Origin of the sequence: Devosia neptuniae (genome assembly GCF_025452235.1) — a bacterium.
Taxonomy (GTDB): Bacteria; Pseudomonadota; Alphaproteobacteria; order Rhizobiales; family Devosiaceae; genus Devosia.
In genome coordinates this window covers 3,636,925-3,659,873 of record NZ_CP104965.1, presented here as the reverse complement: position 1 = coordinate 3,659,873, position 22,949 = coordinate 3,636,925, and the positions used below count along the sequence as shown (strand labels likewise).

General features: G+C 62.0%; 20 protein-coding genes and 2 tRNA genes. 13 read left to right on the top strand and 9 right to left on the bottom strand.

All coding sequences use genetic code 11. From position 1 onward, the window contains the following. Positions 1–37: 37 nt before the first annotated feature. Complete coding sequence (locus N8A98_RS20730; protein ID WP_262168183.1) at positions 38–880, bottom strand: NAD(P)H-binding protein; 843 nt, start codon at positions 878–880, stop codon at positions 38–40. A 105-nt stretch (positions 881–985) separates the two neighbouring features. Between N8A98_RS20730 and N8A98_RS20725 the strand changes: the two genes are divergently transcribed. The 3 genes from N8A98_RS20725 to N8A98_RS20715 all read left to right on the top strand — a co-directional run bounded on the left by N8A98_RS20725 (position 986) and on the right by N8A98_RS20715 (position 4,846). Then, on the top strand, positions 986–1,363 hold the full coding sequence (locus tag N8A98_RS20725) for a winged helix-turn-helix transcriptional regulator (RefSeq protein WP_262168182.1): 378 nt from the start codon (positions 986–988) through the stop codon (positions 1,361–1,363). Between the two features lie 93 nt (positions 1,364–1,456). After that, entirely contained in the window at positions 1,457–4,216 is a 2,760-nt protein-coding gene (gyrA, locus tag N8A98_RS20720; protein WP_390888788.1) for a DNA gyrase subunit A, read from the top strand. A 249-nt stretch (positions 4,217–4,465) separates the two neighbouring features. Then, a complete protein-coding gene (locus tag N8A98_RS20715) occupies positions 4,466–4,846 on the top strand; it encodes a GFA family protein (RefSeq protein ID WP_262168180.1) in 381 nt (126 codons plus the stop codon). A gap of 67 nt (positions 4,847–4,913) precedes the next feature. On the opposite strand, the gene glnA is transcribed toward N8A98_RS20715, so the two are convergent. Further along, positions 4,914–6,323 carry a type I glutamate--ammonia ligase gene (gene glnA, locus N8A98_RS20710; protein ID WP_262168179.1) on the bottom strand — a complete coding sequence of 470 codons (1,410 nt, stop codon included), beginning with the start codon at positions 6,321–6,323 and terminating at the stop codon, positions 4,914–4,916. A gap of 72 nt (positions 6,324–6,395) precedes the next feature. Beyond that, positions 6,396–6,734 carry a P-II family nitrogen regulator gene (locus N8A98_RS20705; RefSeq protein WP_035079039.1) on the bottom strand — a complete coding sequence of 113 codons (339 nt, stop codon included), beginning with the start codon at positions 6,732–6,734 and terminating at the stop codon, positions 6,396–6,398. Between the two features lie 225 nt (positions 6,735–6,959). Between N8A98_RS20705 and N8A98_RS20700 the strand changes: the two genes are divergently transcribed. Genes N8A98_RS20700 through N8A98_RS20690 form a run of 3 tightly spaced genes read left to right on the top strand, consistent with a single transcriptional unit; the run spans position 6,960 to position 10,512 of the window. Next, positions 6,960–9,107 carry a hypothetical protein gene (locus N8A98_RS20700; protein ID WP_262168174.1) on the top strand — a complete coding sequence of 716 codons (2,148 nt, stop codon included), beginning with the start codon at positions 6,960–6,962 and terminating at the stop codon, positions 9,105–9,107. Between the two features lie 45 nt (positions 9,108–9,152). Further along, complete coding sequence (locus N8A98_RS20695) at positions 9,153–10,130, top strand: hypothetical protein (RefSeq protein ID WP_262168172.1); 978 nt, start codon at positions 9,153–9,155, stop codon at positions 10,128–10,130. A gap of 7 nt (positions 10,131–10,137) precedes the next feature. Further along, on the top strand, positions 10,138–10,512 hold the full coding sequence (locus N8A98_RS20690) for a MarR family winged helix-turn-helix transcriptional regulator (RefSeq protein WP_262168171.1): 375 nt from the start codon (positions 10,138–10,140) through the stop codon (positions 10,510–10,512). A 3-nt stretch (positions 10,513–10,515) separates the two neighbouring features. Here N8A98_RS20690 and N8A98_RS20685 read toward each other — a convergent pair. Further along, positions 10,516–10,598: transfer RNA gene (locus N8A98_RS20685), tRNA-Leu, on the bottom strand. A 15-nt stretch (positions 10,599–10,613) separates the two neighbouring features. Here N8A98_RS20685 and N8A98_RS20680 point away from each other — a divergent pair. From N8A98_RS20680 to N8A98_RS20670, 3 genes are all read left to right on the top strand, one after another. Continuing rightward, on the top strand, positions 10,614–11,798 hold the full coding sequence (locus N8A98_RS20680; protein ID WP_262168169.1) for a tyrosine-type recombinase/integrase: 1,185 nt from the start codon (positions 10,614–10,616) through the stop codon (positions 11,796–11,798). Positions 11,799–11,916: 118 nt separating this feature from the next. After that, positions 11,917–13,296, top strand: a complete 1,380-nt coding sequence (tig, locus tag N8A98_RS20675; protein ID WP_113120732.1) for a trigger factor — start codon at positions 11,917–11,919, stop codon at positions 13,294–13,296. Between the two features lie 188 nt (positions 13,297–13,484). Continuing rightward, a complete protein-coding gene (locus N8A98_RS20670) occupies positions 13,485–14,957 on the top strand; it encodes an NAD(P)H-hydrate epimerase (protein WP_262168167.1) in 1,473 nt (490 codons plus the stop codon). Here N8A98_RS20670 and N8A98_RS20665 read toward each other — a convergent pair. Next, complete coding sequence (locus tag N8A98_RS20665) at positions 14,954–15,595, bottom strand: class I SAM-dependent methyltransferase (protein ID WP_262168166.1); 642 nt, start codon at positions 15,593–15,595, stop codon at positions 14,954–14,956. The genes N8A98_RS20670 and N8A98_RS20665 overlap by 4 nt on opposite strands. Positions 15,596–15,638: 43 nt before the next feature. Then, positions 15,639–16,088 (bottom strand): hypothetical protein, encoded by a 450-nt coding sequence (locus tag N8A98_RS20660; RefSeq protein ID WP_262168164.1) that lies wholly within the window; start codon positions 16,086–16,088, stop codon positions 15,639–15,641. Between the two features lie 145 nt (positions 16,089–16,233). Here N8A98_RS20660 and tgt point away from each other — a divergent pair, with 145 nt between their 5' ends. From tgt to map, 3 genes are read left to right on the top strand one after another with little or no spacing between them, the layout of a single operon-like run. Then, complete coding sequence (gene tgt, locus N8A98_RS20655) at positions 16,234–17,361, top strand: tRNA guanosine(34) transglycosylase Tgt (RefSeq protein WP_262168163.1); 1,128 nt, start codon at positions 16,234–16,236, stop codon at positions 17,359–17,361. A 24-nt stretch (positions 17,362–17,385) separates the two neighbouring features. Beyond that, positions 17,386–19,026 (top strand): glucose-6-phosphate isomerase, encoded by a 1,641-nt coding sequence (gene pgi / locus N8A98_RS20650; protein WP_262168162.1) that lies wholly within the window; start codon positions 17,386–17,388, stop codon positions 19,024–19,026. 4 nt (positions 19,027–19,030) lie between these two features. Continuing rightward, positions 19,031–19,786 carry a type I methionyl aminopeptidase gene (map, locus tag N8A98_RS20645; protein ID WP_262168160.1) on the top strand — a complete coding sequence of 252 codons (756 nt, stop codon included), beginning with the start codon at positions 19,031–19,033 and terminating at the stop codon, positions 19,784–19,786. 168 nt (positions 19,787–19,954) lie between these two features. Here the strand turns inward: map and N8A98_RS20640 are convergent, their stop codons facing one another. From N8A98_RS20640 to N8A98_RS20630, 3 genes are all read right to left on the bottom strand, one after another. Further along, positions 19,955–20,482 (bottom strand): hypothetical protein, encoded by a 528-nt coding sequence (locus N8A98_RS20640; protein ID WP_262168158.1) that lies wholly within the window; start codon positions 20,480–20,482, stop codon positions 19,955–19,957. Between the two features lie 30 nt (positions 20,483–20,512). Further along, a tRNA-Lys gene (locus N8A98_RS20635) sits at positions 20,513–20,587 on the bottom strand. 87 nt (positions 20,588–20,674) lie between these two features. Further along, positions 20,675–21,454: a hypothetical protein gene (locus N8A98_RS20630; RefSeq protein WP_262168157.1), complete on the bottom strand. Its 780-nt coding sequence runs from the start codon at positions 21,452–21,454 to the stop codon at positions 20,675–20,677. A 140-nt stretch (positions 21,455–21,594) separates the two neighbouring features. On the opposite strand from N8A98_RS20630, the gene glmU reads away from it, so the two are divergent. Then, positions 21,595–22,947 (top strand): bifunctional UDP-N-acetylglucosamine diphosphorylase/glucosamine-1-phosphate N-acetyltransferase GlmU, encoded by a 1,353-nt coding sequence (gene glmU, locus N8A98_RS20625; RefSeq protein WP_262168155.1) that lies wholly within the window; start codon positions 21,595–21,597, stop codon positions 22,945–22,947. Positions 22,948–22,949 lie beyond the last annotated feature (2 nt).

Below are 22,949 nucleotides of genomic sequence, written 5' to 3'. Positions count from 1 at the left end.
ATTACGTAATTGAGTAAATACGCTTTGCTTTGGGCGGTCAAGCCCGCCAGACGGCCGCCGCCGCTTTGGCGAAGTCTGCAAAGGTCCGGGCTTTGCGCCCGGTCAGTTCCGGCACGGTGGCAGAGACGACAGCTGCTTCGTCACGGCTGATTGCGAGTTGGTCGCGCACCATGATGGCGATGGCGTGTGGTGGTATGCCGGCGCCTGCCAGAATGCCGGCAAATTGCGCCTCGGACAGCGCCTGATAGGCAATCGGCCGCTCCGCGGCTTCGGCGATCACTGCCGTCGCTTGCGCGAAGGTCAGCGCTTCCGGCCCGGTCAGGCTATAATGCTGGCCCTCGTGTCCGCTCTCGGTCAGGGCTATCGCCGCCACCGCGGCAATATCCCCGGCATCGACAAACGCCACTGGCCCGCTGCCCGTCGCGGTAGCCACCATGCCGGCCTGCATGATGCCCGGCAACAGAAAGCTTTCGGAAAAGTTCTGGTTGAACCCGCCTGGACGCAGAATGGTCCAATCCAGACCGCTTTGGGCAATCAACTGCTCGAGCCGGCGGCGTGGGGACGTGTCTGGCTCGCCCGAAAAGGTAACGCCAAAGGATGATACCGCAACGATCTTGCCCACGCCCGCCAGACGCGCCTCTTCGAGAAACGGCAAGATTGTCGCGTCCGGCTCCGCGCCGGGATCGGCAATGACCAGATAGACCGCTCTATTGCCCTCGAGCGCCGGCCGATAGGTGGCCTTGTCGTGCCAATCAAAATGGCTGGCGCCGGTAGCGCTCCGGCTCGCGCTGCGGACGTCTACGCCACGGCTTTCCAGCATGGGTGCCAGCCGCCTGCCGATCATGCCATTGGAGCCAAGAACAAGTGCCGTTTGCTGCATTTTGCATTCCTTTCGCGCCCGGCCCTTCTCTTGACGCCGGTCGCGACTATCTCGATGCTGCGGCTGCGCCAAACAACGCACCGCGAGGTAAGCAAAGGTCGCCCCATGTTGCATGAACCAGGCCATCAACCCGCCGCTGCACCCGCCGAGCCCGGCATGCCGCCGCAGGATTGCCCACTCGATGCCGCCATAGTGGCTCTGGCGGGCAAGTGGAAACTGAGCCTGCTGCGCACGCTGTTCCTGGCCGGGCCGCACCGCTACAACCAATTACTCAAGGCAGTTCCCGGCATCAATCCGAAGGAGTTGACGCGCAATCTGCGCGAGCTCGAATATGCCGGCCTCGTCCTGCGCGTGTCCGCCGACGCTTCTGCGGCCTATAGCCTGACCGAACTGGGCTTCACCCTGCGACCGGCCTTCCAGGCACTTGGGGAATTCGGTTCCCGCTACCGCCAGTCGCGGCAGCCGGTGGCCAAGGCCGGCTGATTGGACCTCTCCACAGCTTCCCCCGGCAAAAATTAGCATTTTTGGCCGAGATCGCTTACATATTGGCTAGTTCGAACAACCAAGAATCACCCAGTGACCGATACGCCTGACAACGGAACCGGTGCGCCGCAGCCGTCCGACATTTCCCTGATCTCGATCACCGACGAGATGCGCAAATCCTATCTCGATTACGCCATGAGCGTGATCGTGAGCCGGGCGCTGCCCGATGTGCGCGACGGGCTCAAGCCAGTGCATCGCCGCATCCTGTTTTCGATGAGCGAGAACGGCTACGAATATAACAAGCCCTATCGCAAATCGGCCCGTGTGGTCGGCGACGTTATCGGTAAATACCACCCGCACGGCGACAGCGCCGTCTATATGGCCTTGGTGCGCATGGCCCAGGATTTTTCCATGGGCGAATTGCTGGTGGAAGGGCAGGGCAATTTCGGCTCGGTCGATGGCGATATGCCCGCCGCCATGCGTTACACCGAAGTGCGCATGCAGCGCATCACCAATGCCTTGCTCGATGACCTCGACAAGGACACGGTCGATTTCCGCGACAATTATGACGGCTCCGAGCATGAGCCGACCGTGCTGCCGGCGCGGTTTCCCAATATGCTGGTCAATGGCGGCGGCGGCATCGCCGTGGGCATGGCCACCAATATCCCAACCCATAATCTGGGTGAGACGATCGACGCCGCGCTGTTGCTGCTCGACAATCCCCTGGTTACCACCGAGCAAATCCTTGAAGTGCTGCCCGGCCCCGACTTCCCGACGGGCGGCATCATTCTGGGCCGCGCCGGCATCCGCTCCGCCTATGAGACGGGCCGTGGCTCGGTGCTGGTGCGTGGGCGCGTGTCGGTCGAGGAAGTGCGCAAGGAGCGCGAGGCGCTCATCATCACCGAGCTGCCTTATCAGGTGAACAAGGCCACCCTGGTCGAAAAGATCGCCGAACTGGTGCGCGACAAGCGCATCGAGGGCATTGCCGACATGCGCGACGAATCCTCGCGCGAAGGCATGCGCGTGGTGGTCGAGATCAAGCGCGACGCACTGGCCGATGTGGTGCTGAACCAGCTCTACCGCTTCACGCAGCTGCAATCGTCCTTCGGCTGCAATTTCGTGGCGCTCAATGGCGGCAAGCCGCAATTGATGAACCTCAAGGAAATCCTCGAGGCCTTCATCGCCTTCCGCGAGGAAGTGGTGACCCGCCGCGCCCGGTTCCTGCTCAACAAGGCGCGCGACCGCGCTCATATCCTGGTCGGCCTGGCTGTTGCCGTTGCCAATATCGATGAGGTCATCGCGCTGATCCGCACCGCGCCCGATCCGGCGACGGCGCGCGAGCAATTGATGACCCGCCGCTGGCCGGCCGCCGATGTGGCGCCGTTGATTGCGCTGATCGATGATCCGCGCCACCGTATCAATGACGACGACACGTTCAATCTCTCCGAGGAACAGGCCCGCGCCATTCTCGAATTGCGCCTGGCCCGCCTGACGGCGCTGGGTCGCGACGAAATCGGCGACGAACTCAATGGCCTTGGCACCGAGATTGAGGACTATCTCGATATCCTGCGCAGCCGCGAACGCGTGCAGACCATTATCCGCGAAGAACTGATCGCCATCCGCGATCAATTCGCTACGCCCCGCCGCACCGAGATTTCCGACGTTGCCGGCGATTTCGACGACGAGGACCTGATCGCCCGCGAAGACATGGTCGTCACCGTCTCCCATGGCGGCTATATCAAGCGCGTGCCGCTCTCGACCTATCGGGCACAGAATCGTGGCGGCAAGGGCCGCTCGGGAATGGCGACCCGTGACGAGGATTTCGTCGCCCGCCTGTTCGTCGCCAATACCCATACGCCGGTGCTGTTCTTTACCAGCCGCGGCATTGCCTATAAGCTCAAGGTGTGGCGTCTGCCGCTGGCAGCCGCCAACGCGCGTGGCAAGGCCTTGATCAATATCCTGCCGCTCGAGCAGGGCGAGCGGATCACTTCGATCATGCCGCTGCCCGAGGATGAGGATAGCTGGGCAAACCTCGACATCATGTTCGCCACGACGCGCGGCACGGTACGCCGCAACTCGCTGGCCGACTTTGTCGAAGTGCGCCAGAACGGCAAGATCGCCATGAAGCTCGATGAAGGCGATCAGATCGTCGGCGTCGAAACGGCCACCGCCAATCATGACGTGTTGCTGACCACGGCTTTGGGCCAGGCCATCCGCTTCCAGGTGGACGATGTCCGCGTGTTCAAGGGCCGCGATTCCATGGGCGTGCGCGGCATTCAACTGGCCAAGGACGACGTGGTCATCTCCATGGCGGTCATCAACCACTCCGACGCCACGGCCGAAGAACGCGCCGCCTATCTCAAGATGAGCCGTGCGGTGCGTGGCGAAGGCGAGAGCGAGGAAACCGGTTCGGCGGACGAGGGCGATGTGGTTGCCGGCGAACTCAGCCAGGAACGTTACGCCCAGATGTCTGCCATCGAGCAGTTCATCCTGACCATCTCCGAAAACGGTTATGGCAAGCGCACCTCCAGCCACGAATACCGGATCACCGGGCGTGGCGGTAAGGGCATCGTCGCCATGGCGGTCAACAAGCGCAACGGCAATCTGGTCGCCAGCTTCCCCGTGGCCGACGACGACCAGATCATGCTGATCAGCGATGGCGGCCAGACCATCCGCCTGCCGGTCGGCGGCGACAAGCCGATCCGCATCGTCTCGCGCGGCAGCCAGGGCGTCATCGTCTTCGACACGGCGGAAGACGAAAAGGTGGTGTCGGTCGAGCATATCAGCGAGCCGGAGGACGACGAGGAAACTCCGGACACCCCGGAAGCTCCTGAGGCGCCCGAGGCCGGCTGACGAATAAAGAAAAGGGCGCTGCGGCGCCCTTTTTGTTGGCTGGTCTATCTGAGGAAGTGAAGGAAACGGAGGTTCCCGCTTTCGCGGGAATGACATTGTGGGTGGAGGGGTTCCGCGCGGAACCGGCCTCTCTCTCTCGGTGTCATTCCCGCGGAAGTGGAACCCCGTTTTTGTGAGTTTAGGCGCACGCTCCTCGTTTGACACGTTCGCACCTGCATTGCGAAAGTAGCTGACCAATGGGAGGCAAATATGAACAAGGGCTCGTGCCTATGCGGCGCCATCAGCTTTACGGTCGCGGGCGCTTTGCCCATGGGCTCGGCCTGCCATTGCACCAAGTGCCGTAAGCATACCGGGCATTATGAAGCCGGCGTCGACGTGCCGCGCTCGGCGGTGGCGATCGAGGGCGGGGAGCATGTGACCTGGTATCATTCGTCGGAAAAGGTCCGGCGCGGCTTTTGCGCGATCTGCGGCTCGTCGCTGTTCTTCGATCCGGTGCATCGCGACTGGATCGGCATCTCCCTGGGCGCGTTCGACACGCCCACGCATACCAAGCTGGCCATGCATATCTTCGTGGCGGACAAGGGGGATTACTACGAGATCGCGGACGGGGTGCCGCAGAATTTGCAGTGAGCCCACGAGACCTCCCCAAACAAAAAGGGACCCTTTCGGGTCCCTTTTCTCATCGCATGAAAGCGGCTTAAGCCGAGTAGTACATTTCGTATTCGACCGGATGCGGGGTCTGCTCGAACTTCACGACTTCGGTCATCTTCAGCTCGATATAGCTGTCGATCTGGTCGTTGTCGAACACGCCACCGGCGAGCAGGAACTCGCGGTCGGCATCCAGGCTCGTCAGGGCTTCGCGCAGCGAACCGCAGACATGCGGGATCTGCATCAGTTCCTGGCGCGGCAGTTCGTACAGGTCCTTGTCCATCGGCTCGCCGGGGTGGATCTTGTTCTTGATGCCGTCGAGGCCGGCCATGAGCATGGCCGAGAAGGCCAGGTATGGGTTGGCCAGCGGGTCGGGGAAGCGGATTTCGATACGCTTGGACTTCGGCGACTGGCCGAAGGGGATACGGCAGGACGCCGAGCGGTTGCGGGCCGAATAGGCCAGCAGCACGGGGGCTTCAAAGCCCGGCACCAGGCGCTTGTAGCTATTGGTGGTCGGGTTGGTGAAGGCGTTGATCGCCTTGGCGTGCTTGATGATACCGCCGATATAATACAGCGCTTCCATCGACAGGCCAGCATACTGGTCGCCGGCGAACAGCGGCTTGCCGTCCTTCCAGATCGACTGGTGGCAGTGCATGCCCGAGCCATTGTCGCCGAAGATCGGCTTTGGCATGAAGGTCACGGTCTTGCCATAGGCATTGGCAACCTGGTGGATCACGTACTTGTAGATCTGCACGTCATCGGCAGCCTTGATCATCGGCGCAAACTTGATGCCGAGTTCGTGCTGGGCCGAAGCCACTTCGTGGTGGTGCTTTTCGACGACCACGCCCATGTCGGCCATGGCAGCCAGCATTTCGCCACGGATATCCTGCGCGCTATCGAGCGGGGGAACCGGGAAATAGCCCTTCTTCAGACCGATATGGTGGCCGTTATTGCCGGCTTCATAGGCGGTGTCGTTGTTGGACGGCAGCTCAGGGTGATCGACCTCGAAGCCCACCTTAAACGGGGTATTGGAATACTTCACGTCGTCGAACATGAAGAATTCCGGCTCGGCGCCGAACACGACCGTGTCGCCAATGCCCGATGCCTTGAGGAAGGCTTCGGCCTTCTTGGCCGTGGTGCGCGGATCGCGGCTATAGGGCTGGTAGGTCAGGGGCTCGAGAATGTCGCAGTTCACCACCAGCGTGGACGCGCCGAAGAAGGGGTCCATATAGTGCGAATTGGGATCGGGCATCAGGACCATGTCGGACTCGTTGATGGCCTTCCAGCCACCGATCGAGGAACCGTCGAACATGGTACCTTCTTCGAACAGGTCCTCATCGACGATCGACACGTCGAGCGTGACGTGCTGCAGCTTGCCGCGTGGGTCGGTGAAGCGCAGGTCGAGATACTTGATGTTCTCGTCTTTGATCTTCTGAAGGAGGTCGCTTCCGGTGGTCATTAGGTCTTCCCCTGTCTAAATCGGAATGCTTGTTGTTTGTCTCGGGCGCGTCGCTTCTAAAGGGGAGGGCCCTTAGAGCGCGTCGTCGCCAAATTCGCCGGTGCGGATTCGGATAGCCTGCTCGATCGAGTAAACGAAGATCTTGCCATCGCCAATGCGACCAGTTTGTGCTGCGTTGCGGATTGCTTCGATGGCTTTTTCGGCGAGCTCGTCGGGGCACACGACCTCGACCTTCACCTTGGGCAGGAAATCCACGACATATTCGGCGCCGCGATAAAGTTCAGTGTGGCCCTTTTGCCGGCCGAAGCCTTTCGCCTCGGTAACGGTGATGCCCTGCAGGCCAACCTCCTGCAGCGCCTCTTTGACTTCGTCGAGCTTGAACGGCTTTACGATAGCCTCGATTTTTTTCAATTGAGCCTCCACGTGCCTGATTTAGGCGGATACCGCCATCCCGTATGCATGGCCTGTGCCACGCTGACACAAACATAAAAAAGATTGTGTTGCTAAAGACTTGCCGGCTTATGCTGAAGTTTATAAGCACCACCAGTGTGCAGTCTATGATCAAAATAGCGTCGTGATGCACAGATTTTGTGCATCTGCCACTCCCTCGTTGAAAGAACCGGGCCGAAAATGACTATGATGACGCCACTGCAATGTGTCCAGCTGCAGTTCGAGGCCTATAATGCGCGCGATCTGCCGCGGTTTCTGTCGGCCTTTAGCGAGGACATCAGCGGCTTCCGCCTGCCGGACATGACGCCTCTGCTGGCCGGAAAGGCGGCCTATGGCGACTTCTATGCCAAGGAGCGGTTTGTCCATGCCGGGCTGCGGGCTGAGCTGGGCATGCGCCTGTTCGGTGAGCGTCAGGCCCTCTATCGGACCAACGAGCTGACCCAGGAGTACTACACCAACTTCGACAAGCAGAACGGCAACCTGGACGAGTTCATCTCGACGGCCATTGCCGAAGACCTGCAGCAGTACGGTGACAATGAATACTTCATGGGCGGGTATCAGCCCCAGATGGAGACCTTCCGTGGCAAGATTGCTGGCCAGCACACGGCTGACGTGTCCCAGCTTGCGGTCGAGAATGCCAAGGGCGGCGTCTACGATGTCTTCCTGGGCAACGCCAAGCAGATGCTGGCCGATGGCCGTCCACCTGAGGAGATCGTCACCGACCTCCGTGGCCGTATGGCTGGGAACGCCGACCTCCTGAACATCCCCCTCCACGAGCAGGACGCCGAGTGGCTGGCAGTGGCCGAGCAGTTCGCCAATGAGGGCAACCTCGACATGGTCAATGCCATGCTCGCGCCTATCTCGGAGGACCGTAGGTTCGCTGCCGGTGCCGCCAAGGTGCTTTCAGTGGCCACTGCAAAGCGTGAAGAGCTGAACCGTCAGGCGTCTCTCACGGCGATGACCTACTTCGACGGGCTGGCCCAGGCTGGCACCCTCAATGATGAGGAGCTGTTCACGTTCCACAAGGAGAACCCGGGGGTCTACACCGAGGCTGGTGTCGTTGCACTCGTGCGGCAGAGCCAGAACAACCTCGTCCAGGCACAGCAAGCCGCTGCCACCGCTGCCGACAAGGCGGCTCTGGAGACCCAGGCGTGGCGCGACAAGATCGACCTCCGGGGGCAGAACCTCCAGCTCGTCGAGAGTGGCCGCGTCCCGTTCCTCGAAGCTGGTACCGTCCGCAACGAGAAGGGCGAGCCCATTCAGGTCACCGTACAGGAACAGCAGAAGTGGCTGGCCGAGGACATCGTCGAACAGGTCAACGCCATTGCTGATGACCAGGGCCTGGACGAGGGGGGCAAGCTCTCGCTGATGGCAGGCCAGTTCACCATGGCAGGCATCGAGAACCCGCAGTGGCAGCAGCTCCTGTCCGCAGGGTCCGTCGCGGGCCACGCTTGGTCCCTCTCGGGCGAGCCCCCGCCGCAACTCGTGGAAGGCGCGAAGCTCTACACCCAGCTCCATGCTCAGTCCCCGATGTTGCTCTCGCGGCACATTCAGGACGAGGAGGTGAAGCGGTTCTACGAGACCTATCGGACTGCGGTGCAGCTCGGTGGCATGGACGAATCCCAAGCGCTCAGCCACGCGGCCAACATCGTCCGCAGCCCGCCGATCAGCAACCCTATGACCTCCCTCAAGAAGGAGGACTTGGAAGGCATCGTGCGGGATATCGGTGATGGTGGTGGTGGCTGGTTCGGCATCGGCAAGGGCACGGCGAACAACGAGGCAATCGTCTCGGACTTCATCACCCGGCGTCAGGCCGAGTACGGGGCCATGGGAACCATGACCGGCAAGGCGGCAGGTGAGGAGGCCAAGAAGGACTTCCTGAACAGCCACGTCGCCGTCAACGGCCAGTGGGTTCCGACCAACGACCGGCACATCCCCCCGAACTTCGAGGAGCTGGCTAAGACGGTGATCGAGGACTACGTCCGCGACTTCCCCGATGAGCTAGATGGCCTCGACGCTGACGAGCTGACGCTTGCCCCGGCCACCAACGGCTCGGGTGTTTGGATGCTCGTCTACAAGGGTGGGGTTCCGTACCCGGTCGAGAACGTCCAGCGGCGCTACATCACCCTGCAGTCCATGCAGCAGGCGGTTGATGCTCGCACCCAGGCCAAGCTGGAAGAGCTACAGAACACCCAGCAGACCAACCAGGGTGCCGCGCTCGACACCGTTCGGACTGATCAGCTCCTCACCGAGCAGGCCACGCAGGGCCTAGCGCCCACGCAGCAGGGCATCCTGCAGCAATTGGGGACGACTGGAAGTCTCCTCAACAACTAACTCAGGGTCACCTTCGGGTGGCCCTTTTCATTTCAAGGGACACCTATGGCTAACCAGACACTCTTTCCCGGCGTGAACTACCGCCTGGGCTCAACCCGTCAGCTCCCGCTCTCGGGCGACTACGTGACCCAGCTCATGGACGTGGTGAAGCGCACCGACCCCGCACTCACCATCGACATCACCTCGGCTGGTCAGGTTCCGAAAGGCACTCCCGGTCCACGTACCGGCAGCGACCGGCACGATGTCGATCACACCGGCCACGGTCACACCTCCGATCTCGTCCTGGTCCGCGATGGCAAGCCCATCCGCCCTGGCGATGACCAGGGGCTTTATGCCCGTTTCCTGCAGAATGCTGCCGCAGCGGGCTTCACCGGCATCGGTCACTATGATTGGGGCGTCCACGTTGGTGGCGGCTCAAAGGCCATGTGGGGCCCGACGACCGGTGGCTCCAGCATCAACCCGATGTTCGCCCAGGCGATTGAGGCTGGCTGGGCTGGCAACTGGGCGGCAGGTACCTTGCCCGCTTCCCCAACCGGCCCGCAGCCCGATGCTCCTAAGCCCCAGGCCCCGGACGCCACGGCCACGCCCACCAACCCCTCAGGCGCTTCGTTCTCGTTCGCCGGGGTGGTTGAGGCTGGTGCTGGCTTCACCACGGTCAAAGGTTCGGACGGCCTGAACTACACCTTCAAGGGCTCCCGCAACTGGCGCAACAACAACCCCGGCAATATCGAGTTCGGGGACTTCGCAAAGTCGCACGGTGCGGTCGGCACTGATGGCCGCTTCGCCGTCTTCCCGACCTACGAGGCTGGCCGTGCCGCCAAGCAGTCGCTGCTCTTCACGAGCCCCGGATACGCAGGCATGTCCATCGAGCAGGCGATCTCCCGCTACGCCCCGGCATCGGACGGCAACAACACAGGCCACTACATCTCAACCGTAGCGGGTGCCATTGGCGTCCCTGCAAACACCCCCATGTCGCAGCTCAGTGAGGCTCAGCATCCGTCTGCTCCGCGCCGTCAGTGCTGACATGCCAATGCAGCAGGCCGACATCCTGCTCTCCGTGGCGATGCGCCCGGGCCTGACCATGGCCGACCTCACCAAAATGACCGGCCTGTCCCACGCCTCGGTCTCGCGCAACATCGCGGCGCTGTCCGAGTACCACCGTCTGGGTAAGCCCGGGCTCAACCTGATTGAGGCCGTCACTGACCCGCGTGAGACCCGCAGGCGGCTGATCTACCTGACCACTAAGGGCAAGGAACTGCTCACCAAGATGGCCCGTCAGATCGAGGGCACGTTCTCTATGGGGGCAGACATCGACGCCCGTCTGGATATCGAGCGCATGCACGAAGAGGCCATGGCTGCTGCCCCTGAGGGCAACACTCGCGGCAAGATCAATCCGAAGAAGTGAAGTTGGTGCGCGTGAGAGGACTCGAACCTCCACACCTAGGTGGCAGAACCTAAATCTGCTGCGTCTACCAATTTCGCCACACGCGCACTGGAGGTGCCATAATGCCGATCACCCTGCGGGGTCAATCCTATCAAGTGGCAGTCAGCCATAAAGGGCAGCGTTATCGCCGCCAATTCACATCTGAAATCGAGGCCAAGACCTGGGAGCTGGACACCAAGCTCCGTCTCACCAAAGGCGAACTGCCCGATATGGGCGAGGCCGCTGAGGGCCGCTCAGGCGTCTACGTCATCAAGCAGTTCGGCAAGCTAGGTGAGTACCTGATTGACCATCACTGGCGAAACACCAAGGGTGAGAGTGGCGCGACCATCAACACGCGCCACATGATCAAGATTATCGGAGCCGAGACCGAGATCGACAAGATCAGCACCCACACAATCAACCTTGCCATTGCCACGCTGCGGGACGAGGGCTACCCCGACACCACGATCAACAAGAAGCTCTCGACGGTGCGGATGGCCCTGAACCATGCCCTTAACGAGGGCTGGAGGACTACCAAGCTGCCGGTCATCCCCTTCTTCAAGGTGGGGCAGGGCCGCGAACGGGTCTTCACCTACGCAGAAGAGGCCGACCAGATCGCCTACTGCAAGGCCGAGGGCCAGCAAGACCTGCTGGACTACATCGTCCTCAGTTACGACACCGGCATGCGCCAGGGTGAGGCTCTAGCGTTGCGCGGTCACAATCTCGATGGCGACACCATCGTCTTGCGCGGGTCAGCCACGAAGGTGGACCGGGGCACCAAGGCCCTGAACACTCGTCGCATCCCGCTCACCGACCGCGCCCTCAGCATTATCCTTCGCCGCATGGGCGACGAGCCACGGAGCCTGCTGTTCGCTGGCTTCGATAAGGACCGGCTGCGTCGAGCATGGGACGCGATGCGGGAAACTCTGGGCTTCACCGACGACGACGAGTACGTGCCTCATGCCATGCGCCACAGCTTCTGCTCGCGGCTTGTGAACGACCACAACGTCAACCTGCTGATCGTCAAGATGCTGGCCGGTCACCTCCGATTGGAGACCACCGAGAAGTACGTCCACCTGCAGGCAGACGCCCTAGGACTGGCCATTGCTGCCCTTGCACCGCGCCGGAATAGCATCTATACGCGAGCCACACCGGCCACCGGGTCTATGCCACATGACAATGTGTCGTGCCACGGCAATGGTGTGGTGGGAAGTATTGAGCCTCGGGAAGAGGGTAAGGTACTGGAATTGCAGAGAAAATCTGCCTAAGTAATTCCGGCGACTTGCCTTTAGGTTCCAGCGCCGCAAGGCGTGGAGGTTCGAGTCCTCCACCCGCACCACAATTGGACACTGGCCCTGACATTAATTGAATACGGGATTGAACCGAATGCAGGTTACCGAAACCCTCAATGAGGGCCTGAAGCGCAAGCTCAGCGTTACCATTCCGGCCGCCGACCTGGTCACACGCCTCGATGCCAAGCTCCAGGAGCTCAAGGGCCAGGCCAATATCAAGGGCTTCCGTCCGGGCAAGGTGCCGACCTCTTATCTCAAGAAGGTCTATGGCCGCTCCGCCATGAGCGAAGTGATGACCGACGCGATCAACGCGACCGTCTCCGAGACCCTGGACAAGCGCGAAGAACGCGCTGCCGCTCAGCCCAAGGTTGACCTGCCTGAAGATCAGGCCGTGATCAACGAAGTGCTCGACGGCAATGCCGACCTGGCATTCGTGGTTGAATATGAAGTTCTGCCCCCGGTCGAACTGATGGATCTTAAGGGCGTCAAGCTCGACAAGCCCGTCGTTGAAGTCACCGACGAAGAGCTGGATGCCGAAGTCAATCGCGTGTTCGCCCAGAACCGTGGCTATACCGACAAGGGCGATGAAGGCGTTGTCGAAAACGGCGATCGCCTGGGTCTGTCCTTCGTGGGCAAGATCGACGGCAAGCCCTTCGACGGCGGCACTTCCGACCATGCGCATCTCACTGTTGGCTCGGGCGAGTTCATCCCCGGCTTTGAAGAGCAGCTGATCGGCGTCAAGAAGGGCGGCTCCAAGGAAGTCAAAGTGACGTTCCCAGCCGACTACCAGAGCGAAGAGCTTGCCGGCAAGGACGCCGTGTTCGACGTCACCGTGCTGCATGTCGATGGCCCCAATACGGGCGAGCTGGACGACGAATTCGCCAAGCGCCTCGGCGTTGAAGACGTCGCTGCCCTGCGCAATGCGGTCAAGGAACAGATGGAAGCCGCGCTCGTTTCGATGAGCCGCCAGCACGTCAAGCGCCAGATTCTGGACGCTCTCGATGACGGTCACAAGTTCGACGTCCCGGCCCAGCTGGTCGACGCCGAGTTCGAGACCATCTGGAGCCGCGTGCAGCACGAAGTGGAAAGCCACGGCCGTTCCTTCGAAGACGAAGGCACCACCGAGGAAGCCGCTCGCGAGCAGTACCGCAAGATCGCCGAGCGCCGCGTGCGCCTGGGCCTGGTCGTTGCCGAAATCGGCAACAAGAACGACGTCAACGTCACCGAGGAAGAGCACCAGCAGGCACTGATCGCCGAAGTGCGCCGCTTCCCCGGCCAGGAACAGCAGGTCTATGACTATTACCGCAAGAACCCGCAGGCTCTTGCCGGTCTTCGTGCACCGGTGTTCGAGAACAAGGTCGTCGACTATGTCGCCAGCCTGGGCGAAATCACCGACAAGAAGATGACCCGCGCCGAACTCGCCAAGCTGATCCAGGCTGACGAGGACGAGGTTCCCGAAGAGCACCACCACTAAGGTGTTCTGATCTAGGCCCGAATTTTGAGAGCCGCCCAGAAATGGGCGGCTTTTTGTTTTTGCTGTGGACGCTGTGTTTGACCTCATCCTGAGCCTGTCGAAGGACGGGGTCAAACCTGCCACAGTGCCACGCCCTCGTGGTTCGACAGGCTCACCATGAGGTCTGTTGGAAATTCGGAGTTACCCCGTTGATTGCTTCCAGCACCGATATCCTGCTCACCCCCAGCCAGATGGCCGAGGCCGATCGCCTTGCCGTGCAGGGCGGCGTCAAGTCGCTGGCCTTGATGGAGGCGGCCGGCAAGGCCGTGGTCGAGGCCATTACCGAGCGCTATTACCAGCGTTCGGCCCTGGTGCTGTGCGGACCAGGCAATAATGGTGGCGATGGATTCGTCGTGGCGCGGCTGCTCAAACAGCGCGGCTGGCCGGTGCAATTGCGGCTGATCGGCTCGCGCGAGGCGCTCAAGGGCGATGCGGCGGTGGTCGCGGGCCAGTGGACCGGCCGGGTGGAGGCGCCCACGGCAGCCGATATCGAGAATGCCGATCTGGTGGTGGACGCGCTGCTGGGCGCCGGGCTGGACCGCGATGTGGAAGGTGCGTTCAAGGAGATCATCGAGGCGGTCAATGCCAGTTCGCGACCGGTGGTGAGCATTGATGTGCCCAGCGGCATTGACGGCGCGTCGGGCCGGGTGCGCGGCGCCGCTATGCAGGCGGAAATGACGGTGACCTTCTTCCGCCTCAAGCCCGGCCATCTGCTGCAGCCGGGGCGTACGCTGTGCGGCGAGGTGGTGCTGGGCGACATCGGCATTCCCGATGGCGTGCTCAACCAGATTGCCCCAAACGCCTGGCAGAATACGCCCAGCCTATGGTCGCTGCCCGCGCCAGGCGAGGAGGGTAACAAATTCGATCGCGGCCATTGTGTCGTGGTCTCGGGCGGGCCGTTGCAGACTGGGGCGGCGCGGTTGGCTGCTATGGGCGCGTTCCGGGCCGGGGCGGGGCTGGTGTCGCTGACCGGCTCCGAGCAGGCGCTGTTGGTGCATGCGGCCCATGTCACGGCCATCATGCTCAAGCCGGCTGCGGACACGGCCGCGCTGGCGGAATTGCTAGGCGACAAGCGGGTGCGCTCGGTGGTGATCGGGCCGGCGGCGGGGATTGGGCAGCAGACGCGGGACAATGTGCTGACGGTGTTGGCTGCGGAGGCCGCAGTGGTGCTTGATGCCGATGCGCTGACCAGCTTTTCGGGCGACGCGAGCGCGTTGTTCGCGGCGGTTCGGGCCAAGCCACGCCCGGTGGTGATCACGCCGCACGAGGGCGAGTTCCAGCGGCTGTTTGGCGATGTGCCGGGTGGCAAGCTCGACATGGCGCGGGCCGCGGCCGCGCATTCAGGCACTATCGTCGTGCTCAAGGGCAGCGACACGGTGATCGCTGCGCCCGATGGCCGCGCGGCCATCAATGCCAATGCGCCCGCATGGCTGGGCACGGCTGGCTCGGGCGATGTGCTGGCCGGCATCATCGCCGGGCTGACGGGGCAGGGCATGGCAGGCTGGGAAGCCGCCTGCGCCGGCGTGTGGCTGCATGCGGAAGCCGCGAACCGTTTTGGCGGGCCAGGGCTGATCAGCGAAGACCTGCCGCTGCTGATCCCGGGTGTTTTGGCGAGCCTCTAAGCGCTTTTGCGCGCCACGATATAGGGGCGGTAATCGTTCCCCTTGGTCGCGTGCTTTTCCACCGCGACGATGTCGAATCCTGCAGCTTTGATCTGCTGCTCCAGCTCTGCGGCGCGGAACACGCTGGCATGCGGGGCCTTGCCGATGGCGCGCATGGCCGGCAGCAGGAGCATCGGGATCAGCGGGTTCATTTCACCCACGCAGGGCGTCTTGGAGATGAACACGCCGTCGTCGGCGAGCAGCGCATGGATCTGCCGCAGGGTGGCGGGCAGGTCGCGGACCAGATGGAGATAGCTGAAGCCGAGGACCGCGTCGAACTGGCCTGCTTCAGGCATCAGCGCCTCGGCGGTCGCGGATCGGAAGGACAGCGCCGGAAGAGGCTTGGCGGCGTGTTTTTCCTCGGCAATGGCGATCATTGCTGCGGAAAGATCGGTCGCCAGGTAACTCCGGACATCGCCTGCCAGCAGAAGCGCGGTGCTTCCTGTGCCGCAGCCCAGTTCCAGCACGCGCGAATCGGGGCGCAAGACAGCGCGGGTGCGGTCCAGCGTGCGTTCATATCCGGCCTGGTCCGCCATCGCGGAAGCAGCATAATGGCGGGATGTCCGGTCCCAGAACCGGGCGTCGCTCTCGGTGCTCATCGTGATGTGCTCCTTGGGCAGGCGCCCGGCCTCTGGCGTGAGTCTAGTTTATCGCATTCACGCTGATCAACTGGCCGGAAAAGCCGCAGGACGCGCCGTGATAGGAGATGCAGCCGCTGCGTTCCTCGAGGTTGAGGAAGCCGTCTTCGTCGAAATTGACGCCGATTTCGCAATAGCGCTCATTGGTCAGCGGGCTGGTCGAATTGGCTTCGTAATCCTCGTTCTCGACGAAGAAATTGCCGCCTGCTTCATCCATGATCATTTCGCCGTTGATGCCACCGCCGCAACCAGGGATGTCATTTTCCATCGGCACGGTCGTAGTGATCGAGATGGCGTAGACGTCGTTCTGCAAATGGGTGATTTCGGCGCTCAGCTCGCCTTCGCCGGAGCCGACAAATTGCCCGACCTTGTCGCCCAGCGGGCCGGTATCCTGGGCAAAGGCGGGGCCGGCAAGCAGGGCCAGAGTTGCAGCGAGAACAGGTAGTCGGATCATCAGGTCACCGGGAAATCGAGTTGGACATAATCGTTAGACGCCACCGCGCCATCAAACCTTTGGCAGAAGTTTGCGAATCCGTAGTTTTTTCTGCCTGATCGAGATGCATTGTCGCGCGCCCGGCAATTGTCTAGAACCTGCGCCCATGAAACAAGTCACTTTCACCCTTTCCGCCACCGACGGCTTGGCCCGGCGCGGCCGTATCGACATGCCGCGCGGCGATATCCAGACCCCCGCCTTCATGCCGGTGGGCACGGCCGGCACCGTCAAGGCCATGTATCCCGAACAGGTCCGCGCCACCGGCGCCGATATCCTGCTGGGCAATACCTATCACCTGATGCTGCGCCCCGGCGCCGAGCGCGTCGCTTCGCTGGGCGGTCTGCACACGTTCATGGATTGGGAGCGCCCCATTCTCACCGATAGCGGCGGCTTCCAGGTCATGTCGCTGGCCCAATTGCGCAAGCTGACCGAGCGCGGCGTGACGTTCAAATCGCATATCGATGGTTCCAGTCACGAGTTGACGCCCGAGCGTTCCATCGAAATCCAGACCCTGCTCGATAGCGACATCATCATGCAGCTCGACGAGTGCATTGCGCTGCCCGCTGAGCGCAGGGAAATCGAGCGCGCCATGGAGCTCTCACTCCGCTGGGCCGATCGCTCCAAGACCGCGTTCAACAACCAGCTCAATCGCGCCCTGTTCGGCATCGTGCAGGGCGGCGACGACGCCGAGCTGCGCGCTCGCTCGGCGCAGGGGCTCAAATCCATCGGCTTTGACGGCTATGCCGTCGGGGGCCTGGCCGTGGGCGAGCCACAGGAGGTGATGTTCCGCGTGCTTGAGGATATCACCCCTGAGTTGCCGACGGATCGACCGCGCTACCTCATGGGCGTTGGCAAGCCCGATGACATTCTGGGCGCCATTGGCCGGGGCATCGACATGTTCGATTGCGTCCACCCCACACGGGCCGGGCGCCACGGCCACGTCTATACCCGCTTCGGCGTCATCAATCTGAAAAATGCGCGGCATAAGGATGATGCCCGTCCGATCGACGAGGCTTCGCCCAATCCAAATTGCCGCCGCTTTTCGCGCGCCTATCTCCATCACCTTGTTAAGACTGAAGAGATTTTGGGCGCGATGGTCCTTTCCCAGATTAACCTGCACTATTATCAAGAGCTGGTGCAGGGCTGCCGGATTGCCATCGAGGCCGGCCGGTTTACCGATTTTGCGGCAGAAACGCGCGCGGCATGGGCCGCTGGCGATCTGCCGGTTCTTTAACGTTCAGAAAAAGGGTTCAACGTCATGGCGAAATCCGGGCGCAAAGCGGGCTTCGAAGCCCTTGGCAAGCTCAAGAAGCGCCTGGCCGAACAGCCCATGCGCGTGCAGTTCGCGGTCGATCCCAACCGGTTCAAGCGCTATTCGGCTGAAGGCGCGGGCATCCTGCTGGACTATTCCAAGAACCGCATCGACGAAGAAGTCATGGCCGCCCTGTTCGACCTGGCGCGCGCCGCCGGGGTGGAAGAACGCCGCGACGAGATGTGCGAAGGCGAACATATCAATATCACCGAGGATCGCGCGGTGATGCATATGGCCTTGCGCTATCAGGGCGATCATCCGGTGCCGGTGGACGGCAAGGATGTGATGCCCGACATCCGCGCGGTGCTGGCCCATATCGAAAGCTTTAGCAACGCTGTCCGCAATGGCGAAATCCGTGGGCAGAGCGGCGAGCAGTTCACCGATATCGTCAATATCGGCATCGGCGGCTCGGACCTGGGCCCCGCCATGGTGACGCTGGCGCTCGAGCCCTATACCCGCGCCGACCTGCGCGCCCATTACGTCTCCAATGTCGACGGCGCCCATATCCACGATATTCTCAAGCGCCTCGACCCCAAGAAGACGCTGTTTATCGTTGCCTCAAAGACCTTTACCACCGATGAGACGATGACCAATGCGGGTTCGGCCCGCAAGTGGATCGCCGATGCGCTGGGTGATGCTGCCGTAGCCGATCACTTCGCCGCCGTCTCGACCAATATTCCCGCCAGCCAGAAATTTGGCATCCGCGAAGACCGCATTTTCGGTTTCTGGGATTGGGTCGGTGGCCGCTATTCGGTCTGGTCGGCCATCGGCCTGCCGATCGCCCTGGCCGTCGGCTACGACAATTTCGCCGCCTTCCTTCGGGGTGCCGACGCCATGGACCGGCACTTTCTCAGCACCCCGCTGGAGGAAAACCTGCCTGTAATCATGGGCTTGCTGGGTGTTTGGTATCGCAATGTCTGGGGCTTCTCGACCCATGCCGTGTTGCCCTATGACCAGCGTCTGAGCCGCTTTGCCGCCTATCTGCAGCAGCAGGATATGGAATCGAATGGCAAGTCGGTGACGCTGGCTGGCAAGCCCGTCGCCTGGTCCACCGGCCCCATCGTCTGGGGCGAGCCGGGCACCAATGGGCAGCACGCTTTCTACCAGCTGATCCATCAGGGCACAGACGTCATTCCGGCCGATTTTCTGATCGCCGCCCGGCCACATGAATCGCTGCCGCCGCATCACGACAAGCTGGTTGCCAATGTTCTGGCCCAGTCCGAAGCGCTGATGCTGGGCAAGACCGAGGAAGAGGTCGTCGCCGAACTCAAAGCGCAGGGTCTCGACAAGGCCGCGATCAAGGAACTGGCTCCGCACAAGGTATTCCCCGGCAATCGCCCGTCCAATACCCTGTTCTATCAGCAGCTTACGCCGGAGACGCTGGGTTCGCTGGTGGCGCTTTACGAGCACAAGGTGTTCACCCAGGGCGTCATCTGGAACGTCAATTCCTATGATCAATGGGGCGTGGAACTGGGCAAGCAATTGGCCAAGGCGCTGCTGCCCAAGGTCGAAGGCAAGGAAAGCGGGGAGGGGCATGACAGCTCCACCCAGGGCCTGCTAGCCTATTATCTCGCCAACAAGGGCTAGACGCTTGACGATCACCACCGAAGAACAGCTTGAACGGCTCAAGGCCATCGGCCGCATCTGCGCCATCACCCGCGACGCCATGGCTGCGGCCATGCGTCCGGGCATGACCACGGCTGAGCTCGACGAATTCGGCGCAAAGCTGCTGGCCGAGCATGGTGCGCGCTCGGCACCGATGATCACCTATGATTTCCCCGGCGCCACCTGCATTTCGGTCAACGAGGAAATCGCCCACGGCATTCCCGGCGATCGGGTGCTGCGCGAAGGCGATCTGGTCAATATCGACGTCTCAGCCGAAAAAGACGGCGTCTTCGCCGATACCGGAGCGTCCTTTGTGCTGGGCGTTGGCGACAAGCGCCTCGACGCGCTGTGCCGCGACGGCAAGAAGGCCATGTGGACCGGCATCCGCGCGGTCAAAGCCGGTGCTCCGCTGGCTGATATTGGCGACGCTATCGGCAAATTCGCCAAAAAGGGCGGCTATACGCTGATCCGCAATCTCGCCAGCCATGGCGTTGGCGATAGCCTCCATGACGAGCCCGGCGAGATCGCCACCTGGCCTGACAAGACCGAGCGCCGCCGCATGAATAATGGCCTGGTCTTCACTATCGAGCCTTTCCTGTCGCTGGGTGGCAAGATGGCCGATCAGAAGTCCGACGATGACGAATGGACGCTGGTCAGCACGCCATCCGCCCCTTGCGTGCAATATGAACACACGGTGGTGGCAACGCCACGTGGTGCTGTCGTGGTGACGCTGGCGGCTTAAGTGGGCGCATTCTCACAATAGGTCCTCCCCACCGTGTCATTCCCGCCAAAGCGGGAACCTCTGTTTTCTTCCCGAGCATCCCGGAACGGAGGTTCCCGCTTTCGCGGGAATGACACCGTGGGTGGAGGCAGGACGGGGGGAAGGCGACGGGAGGTGGGGATTCGTGCCCTAAAGTGCCACCAGCACCAGTGGCCCCACCAGCACCAGGCCGATAGCGACAACGAAACGCAGATTGCCCAATTGGCGCAGGGTGGGCACGCTCAGTATTGTCGACAACACCCAGAACCCGACCAGCACAATCGCTACCGGCGTCAGTGGCGACAGCGCGAAGGCCGTGCCTTCGGTGAGCTGCAGATAGGCCATGTGGCCGCCGACAAAGCCCAATAGCGCAGTGATCACCACCGTCACGGCCTTGGAGACGATCAGCAGCGCCATGTCGATGGTGTTGCTGGTGATGAGCAAGGCCAGCCCGGTCGCGGTGACATGGACGGCAGCCAAGGTCGTGAACAGGCGATTGTCGGCCAGCAGCGGCACGATCTCGGGCGGCGCGCGCAGGGGCAGCGAGCCGACCATCGGCAAGTTGGCGCCATACTGGGCCAGCAGCAGGATGACATAGAGCATCACCAGCGTGCCGACCGCGAAGGTCAGCGCGGTGACGGCCAGCACCTTGAGTAGATCGAGACTACCTTGCGACACGGGCACGATCCAGATGATGAAGAGGGGAGATGGTATGCCGGGAGGGGGTCGAACCCTCGACCATTCGATTAAAAGTCGAATGCTCTACCACTGAGCTACCGGCACAGACCGAAACGGCCAACGCCATCGGCGCTGCGGCGGAACATAGCCAGACAACTTCCGCTGTCAACCGCAATTGCGCCACTTGCTGCCTCAGTTGGGGAGAGGTGAGCCGGTAAACGGCATCGGCGTGCACGAAATCGATACGGTTTCCAGCCTTGTGCACAGCGCCCGAGCCGCGGAAATATCGGCTATCGGGCCAACGACAAGGCGCTTCTCGTCGCTGTCCAATTGATCCGCCAGACGCGGTGCGAGGCCGAGGAGGAGCGGGCCGACCTTGCTTGAGATGTCGTTCCAGGCCAGGTTTGCGTCACCAGCGGCGATTTCCGCGCCTAGCGCAATGCCGAAGGCTACGGCCGGTTGGCTATCGATGCCAGCGGTTTCGATCGGGTCGGGCAGGGCCTGCTCAACGGCCGGCAAGGCCTGGGGCATGGGCTGCTGGCTGACTTTGACGGAGCCGCCTTCAGCCGCAAAGATGACGGCATTACCATCGCCAATGGACGAGGTCAGCGTGCTGCGGTCGATATTGGCGCTATCGGGGACGGCCTCGAGCAGGCGGGGAATGCTGACTTCGAGCGCACCAACGCGGCGCGTTACCTCGCCGCCCGATTGCTCCTGCAGGGAAAACCGGGTCAGCAGGGTGGCGTTTTCGGTTTTGAGGCGCAGGGTTTCGCTGCGCAATTGAGCCACATCGCTGCGCAATTGCTCGACCGAGGCGCCCTCAATGCGGGTCTTGTGCAGGCCTGCCAGCAGGCTGGGCGGGATGATTGCCGACACATTGGCGCTGAATACGGCGACGCCGCCAATCATCAGCGCCACAAGTCCCCAAGTGGTGACATCCGATTGCCGGAATTGTTCCGATGCGTTAGCCAATGCCGCCACCCCGCGACGCAGTCGAATCAAGTCTTGCGTCGAATATTACAATGGCGCCCCTGTTATCGGTTCGCCAACTCTTGCGTGCCATAAATTTGTGAAAATCGGCGACGAGAAGATCGTGCCTCGGAGAACGCTTCATGACTGAATTGCTGTCGATCATTCTTGCCGCGGGCGAAGGCACCCGCATGCGATCGACAACGCCCAAGGTTTTGCACCCCGTCGGGGGCATGCCGATCGTCGGGCATGTGGCGCGGGCAGCGCGCGAAGCCGGTTCGAGCAAGATCGCGCTGGTCACCGGCCCCCGGCACGAGCAGATCCGCAAGGCGGTGTCGGCCATGGACCCGGCGATCGAGCATTTCGAGCAGACCATTGCCAAAGGCACGGCGCACGCTGCTTCCATGGCCCGCGCGGCGTTTGAGGCTGCCAAGGGCTATATTGCGGTGGTTTATGGCGATCACCCGCTGCTGCGCGGCAGCAATTTCCGCGTCGTGCTGGACCGGCTTGATGCCGGGCTCGATGTCGCGATTCTGGGGTTCGAGCCGAAGGACCCGACCGGCTATGGTCGCTTCATCACCGATGGTGAAACGCTACTGGCGATCCGCGAACATAAGGATGCGAGCGAGGAAGAGCGGCGCATCCGGCTGTGCAATGCCTGCATTCTGGCGTTCCGCGCCGAGGTGTTTCGCGACCTGATCGACAAGGTCGAGAACAATAACGCCCAGAGCGAATACTATCTCGGGGATCTGGTCGAGTTGGCCAATGCTGCCGGCAAGAAGGTCGGCTACGGCATTGCCCCGGAAAATGACGTCATGGGCGTCAATGATCGCAGCCAACTGGCGCGGGCCGAGGGCCTGTTCCAGGACGTGCGGCGCGAAGACTTCATGAAGGCAGGCGTGACGCTCAAGGACCCCAAAAGCGTCTGGTTCTCCTATGACACCGAAATTGCCAGCGATGTGACGATCGAGCCCAATGTGGTGTTCGGCCCTGGCGTGGTGGTCGAGCAGGGTGCGGTGATCCATGCTTTCAGCCATATCGAAGGTGCCCATATCGGCCGCAATGCATCCGTCGGCCCCTTTGCCCGGCTACGGCCGGAAGCCGATCTGGGCGAGGACGTGAAGGTCGGCAATTTCGTCGAGGTCAAGAAGGCCAAGATCGGCAAAGGCGCCAAGATCAGCCATTTGAGCTATATCGGGGACGCGACGGTTGGCGCCGAGGTGAATATTGGCGCTGGTGTCATCACCGTGAACTATGACGGCTACAACAAGCATCAGACCATTATCGGCGACAATGCCTTTATCGGCTCCAATTCGTCCCTGGTCGCGCCGGTGACGATTGGCGACGGAGCACTGGTCGCCAGCGGCAGCGTGATTACCGAGGATGTGGAGGCCGACGCCTTGGCGTTGGGCCGAGCTCGGCAGGCGGTAAAGCCTGGCCGCGCTAAAGAGATTTTCGCCAAGGCTGCGGCCAAGAAGCAGTCGAAGAAGGGATAAGA

Excerpts from the sequence above, each read along its gene's own strand:
- N8A98_RS20730 (WP_262168183.1), bottom strand. The coding sequence starts at position 880 with ATGCAGCAAACGGCACTTGTTCTTGGCTCCAATGGCATGATCGGCAGG.
- N8A98_RS20725 (WP_262168182.1), top strand. The coding sequence starts at position 986 with ATGTTGCATGAACCAGGCCATCAACCCGCCGCTGCACCCGCCGAGCCC.
- N8A98_RS20715 (WP_262168180.1), top strand. The coding sequence starts at position 4,466 with ATGAACAAGGGCTCGTGCCTATGCGGCGCCATCAGCTTTACGGTCGCG.
- glnA (WP_262168179.1), bottom strand. The coding sequence starts at position 6,323 with ATGACCACCGGAAGCGACCTCCTTCAGAAGATCAAAGACGAGAACATC.
- N8A98_RS20700 (WP_262168174.1), top strand. The coding sequence starts at position 6,960 with ATGATGACGCCACTGCAATGTGTCCAGCTGCAGTTCGAGGCCTATAAT.
- N8A98_RS20695 (WP_262168172.1), top strand. The coding sequence starts at position 9,153 with ATGGCTAACCAGACACTCTTTCCCGGCGTGAACTACCGCCTGGGCTCA.
- N8A98_RS20690 (WP_262168171.1), top strand. The coding sequence starts at position 10,138 with ATGCAGCAGGCCGACATCCTGCTCTCCGTGGCGATGCGCCCGGGCCTG.
- N8A98_RS20680 (WP_262168169.1), top strand. The coding sequence starts at position 10,614 with ATGCCGATCACCCTGCGGGGTCAATCCTATCAAGTGGCAGTCAGCCAT.
- tig (WP_113120732.1), top strand. The coding sequence starts at position 11,917 with ATGCAGGTTACCGAAACCCTCAATGAGGGCCTGAAGCGCAAGCTCAGC.
- N8A98_RS20665 (WP_262168166.1), bottom strand. The coding sequence starts at position 15,595 with ATGAGCACCGAGAGCGACGCCCGGTTCTGGGACCGGACATCCCGCCAT.
- N8A98_RS20660 (WP_262168164.1), bottom strand. The coding sequence starts at position 16,088 with ATGATCCGACTACCTGTTCTCGCTGCAACTCTGGCCCTGCTTGCCGGC.
- tgt (WP_262168163.1), top strand. The coding sequence starts at position 16,234 with ATGAAACAAGTCACTTTCACCCTTTCCGCCACCGACGGCTTGGCCCGG.
- pgi (WP_262168162.1), top strand. The coding sequence starts at position 17,386 with ATGGCGAAATCCGGGCGCAAAGCGGGCTTCGAAGCCCTTGGCAAGCTC.
- glmU (WP_262168155.1), top strand. The coding sequence starts at position 21,595 with ATGACTGAATTGCTGTCGATCATTCTTGCCGCGGGCGAAGGCACCCGC.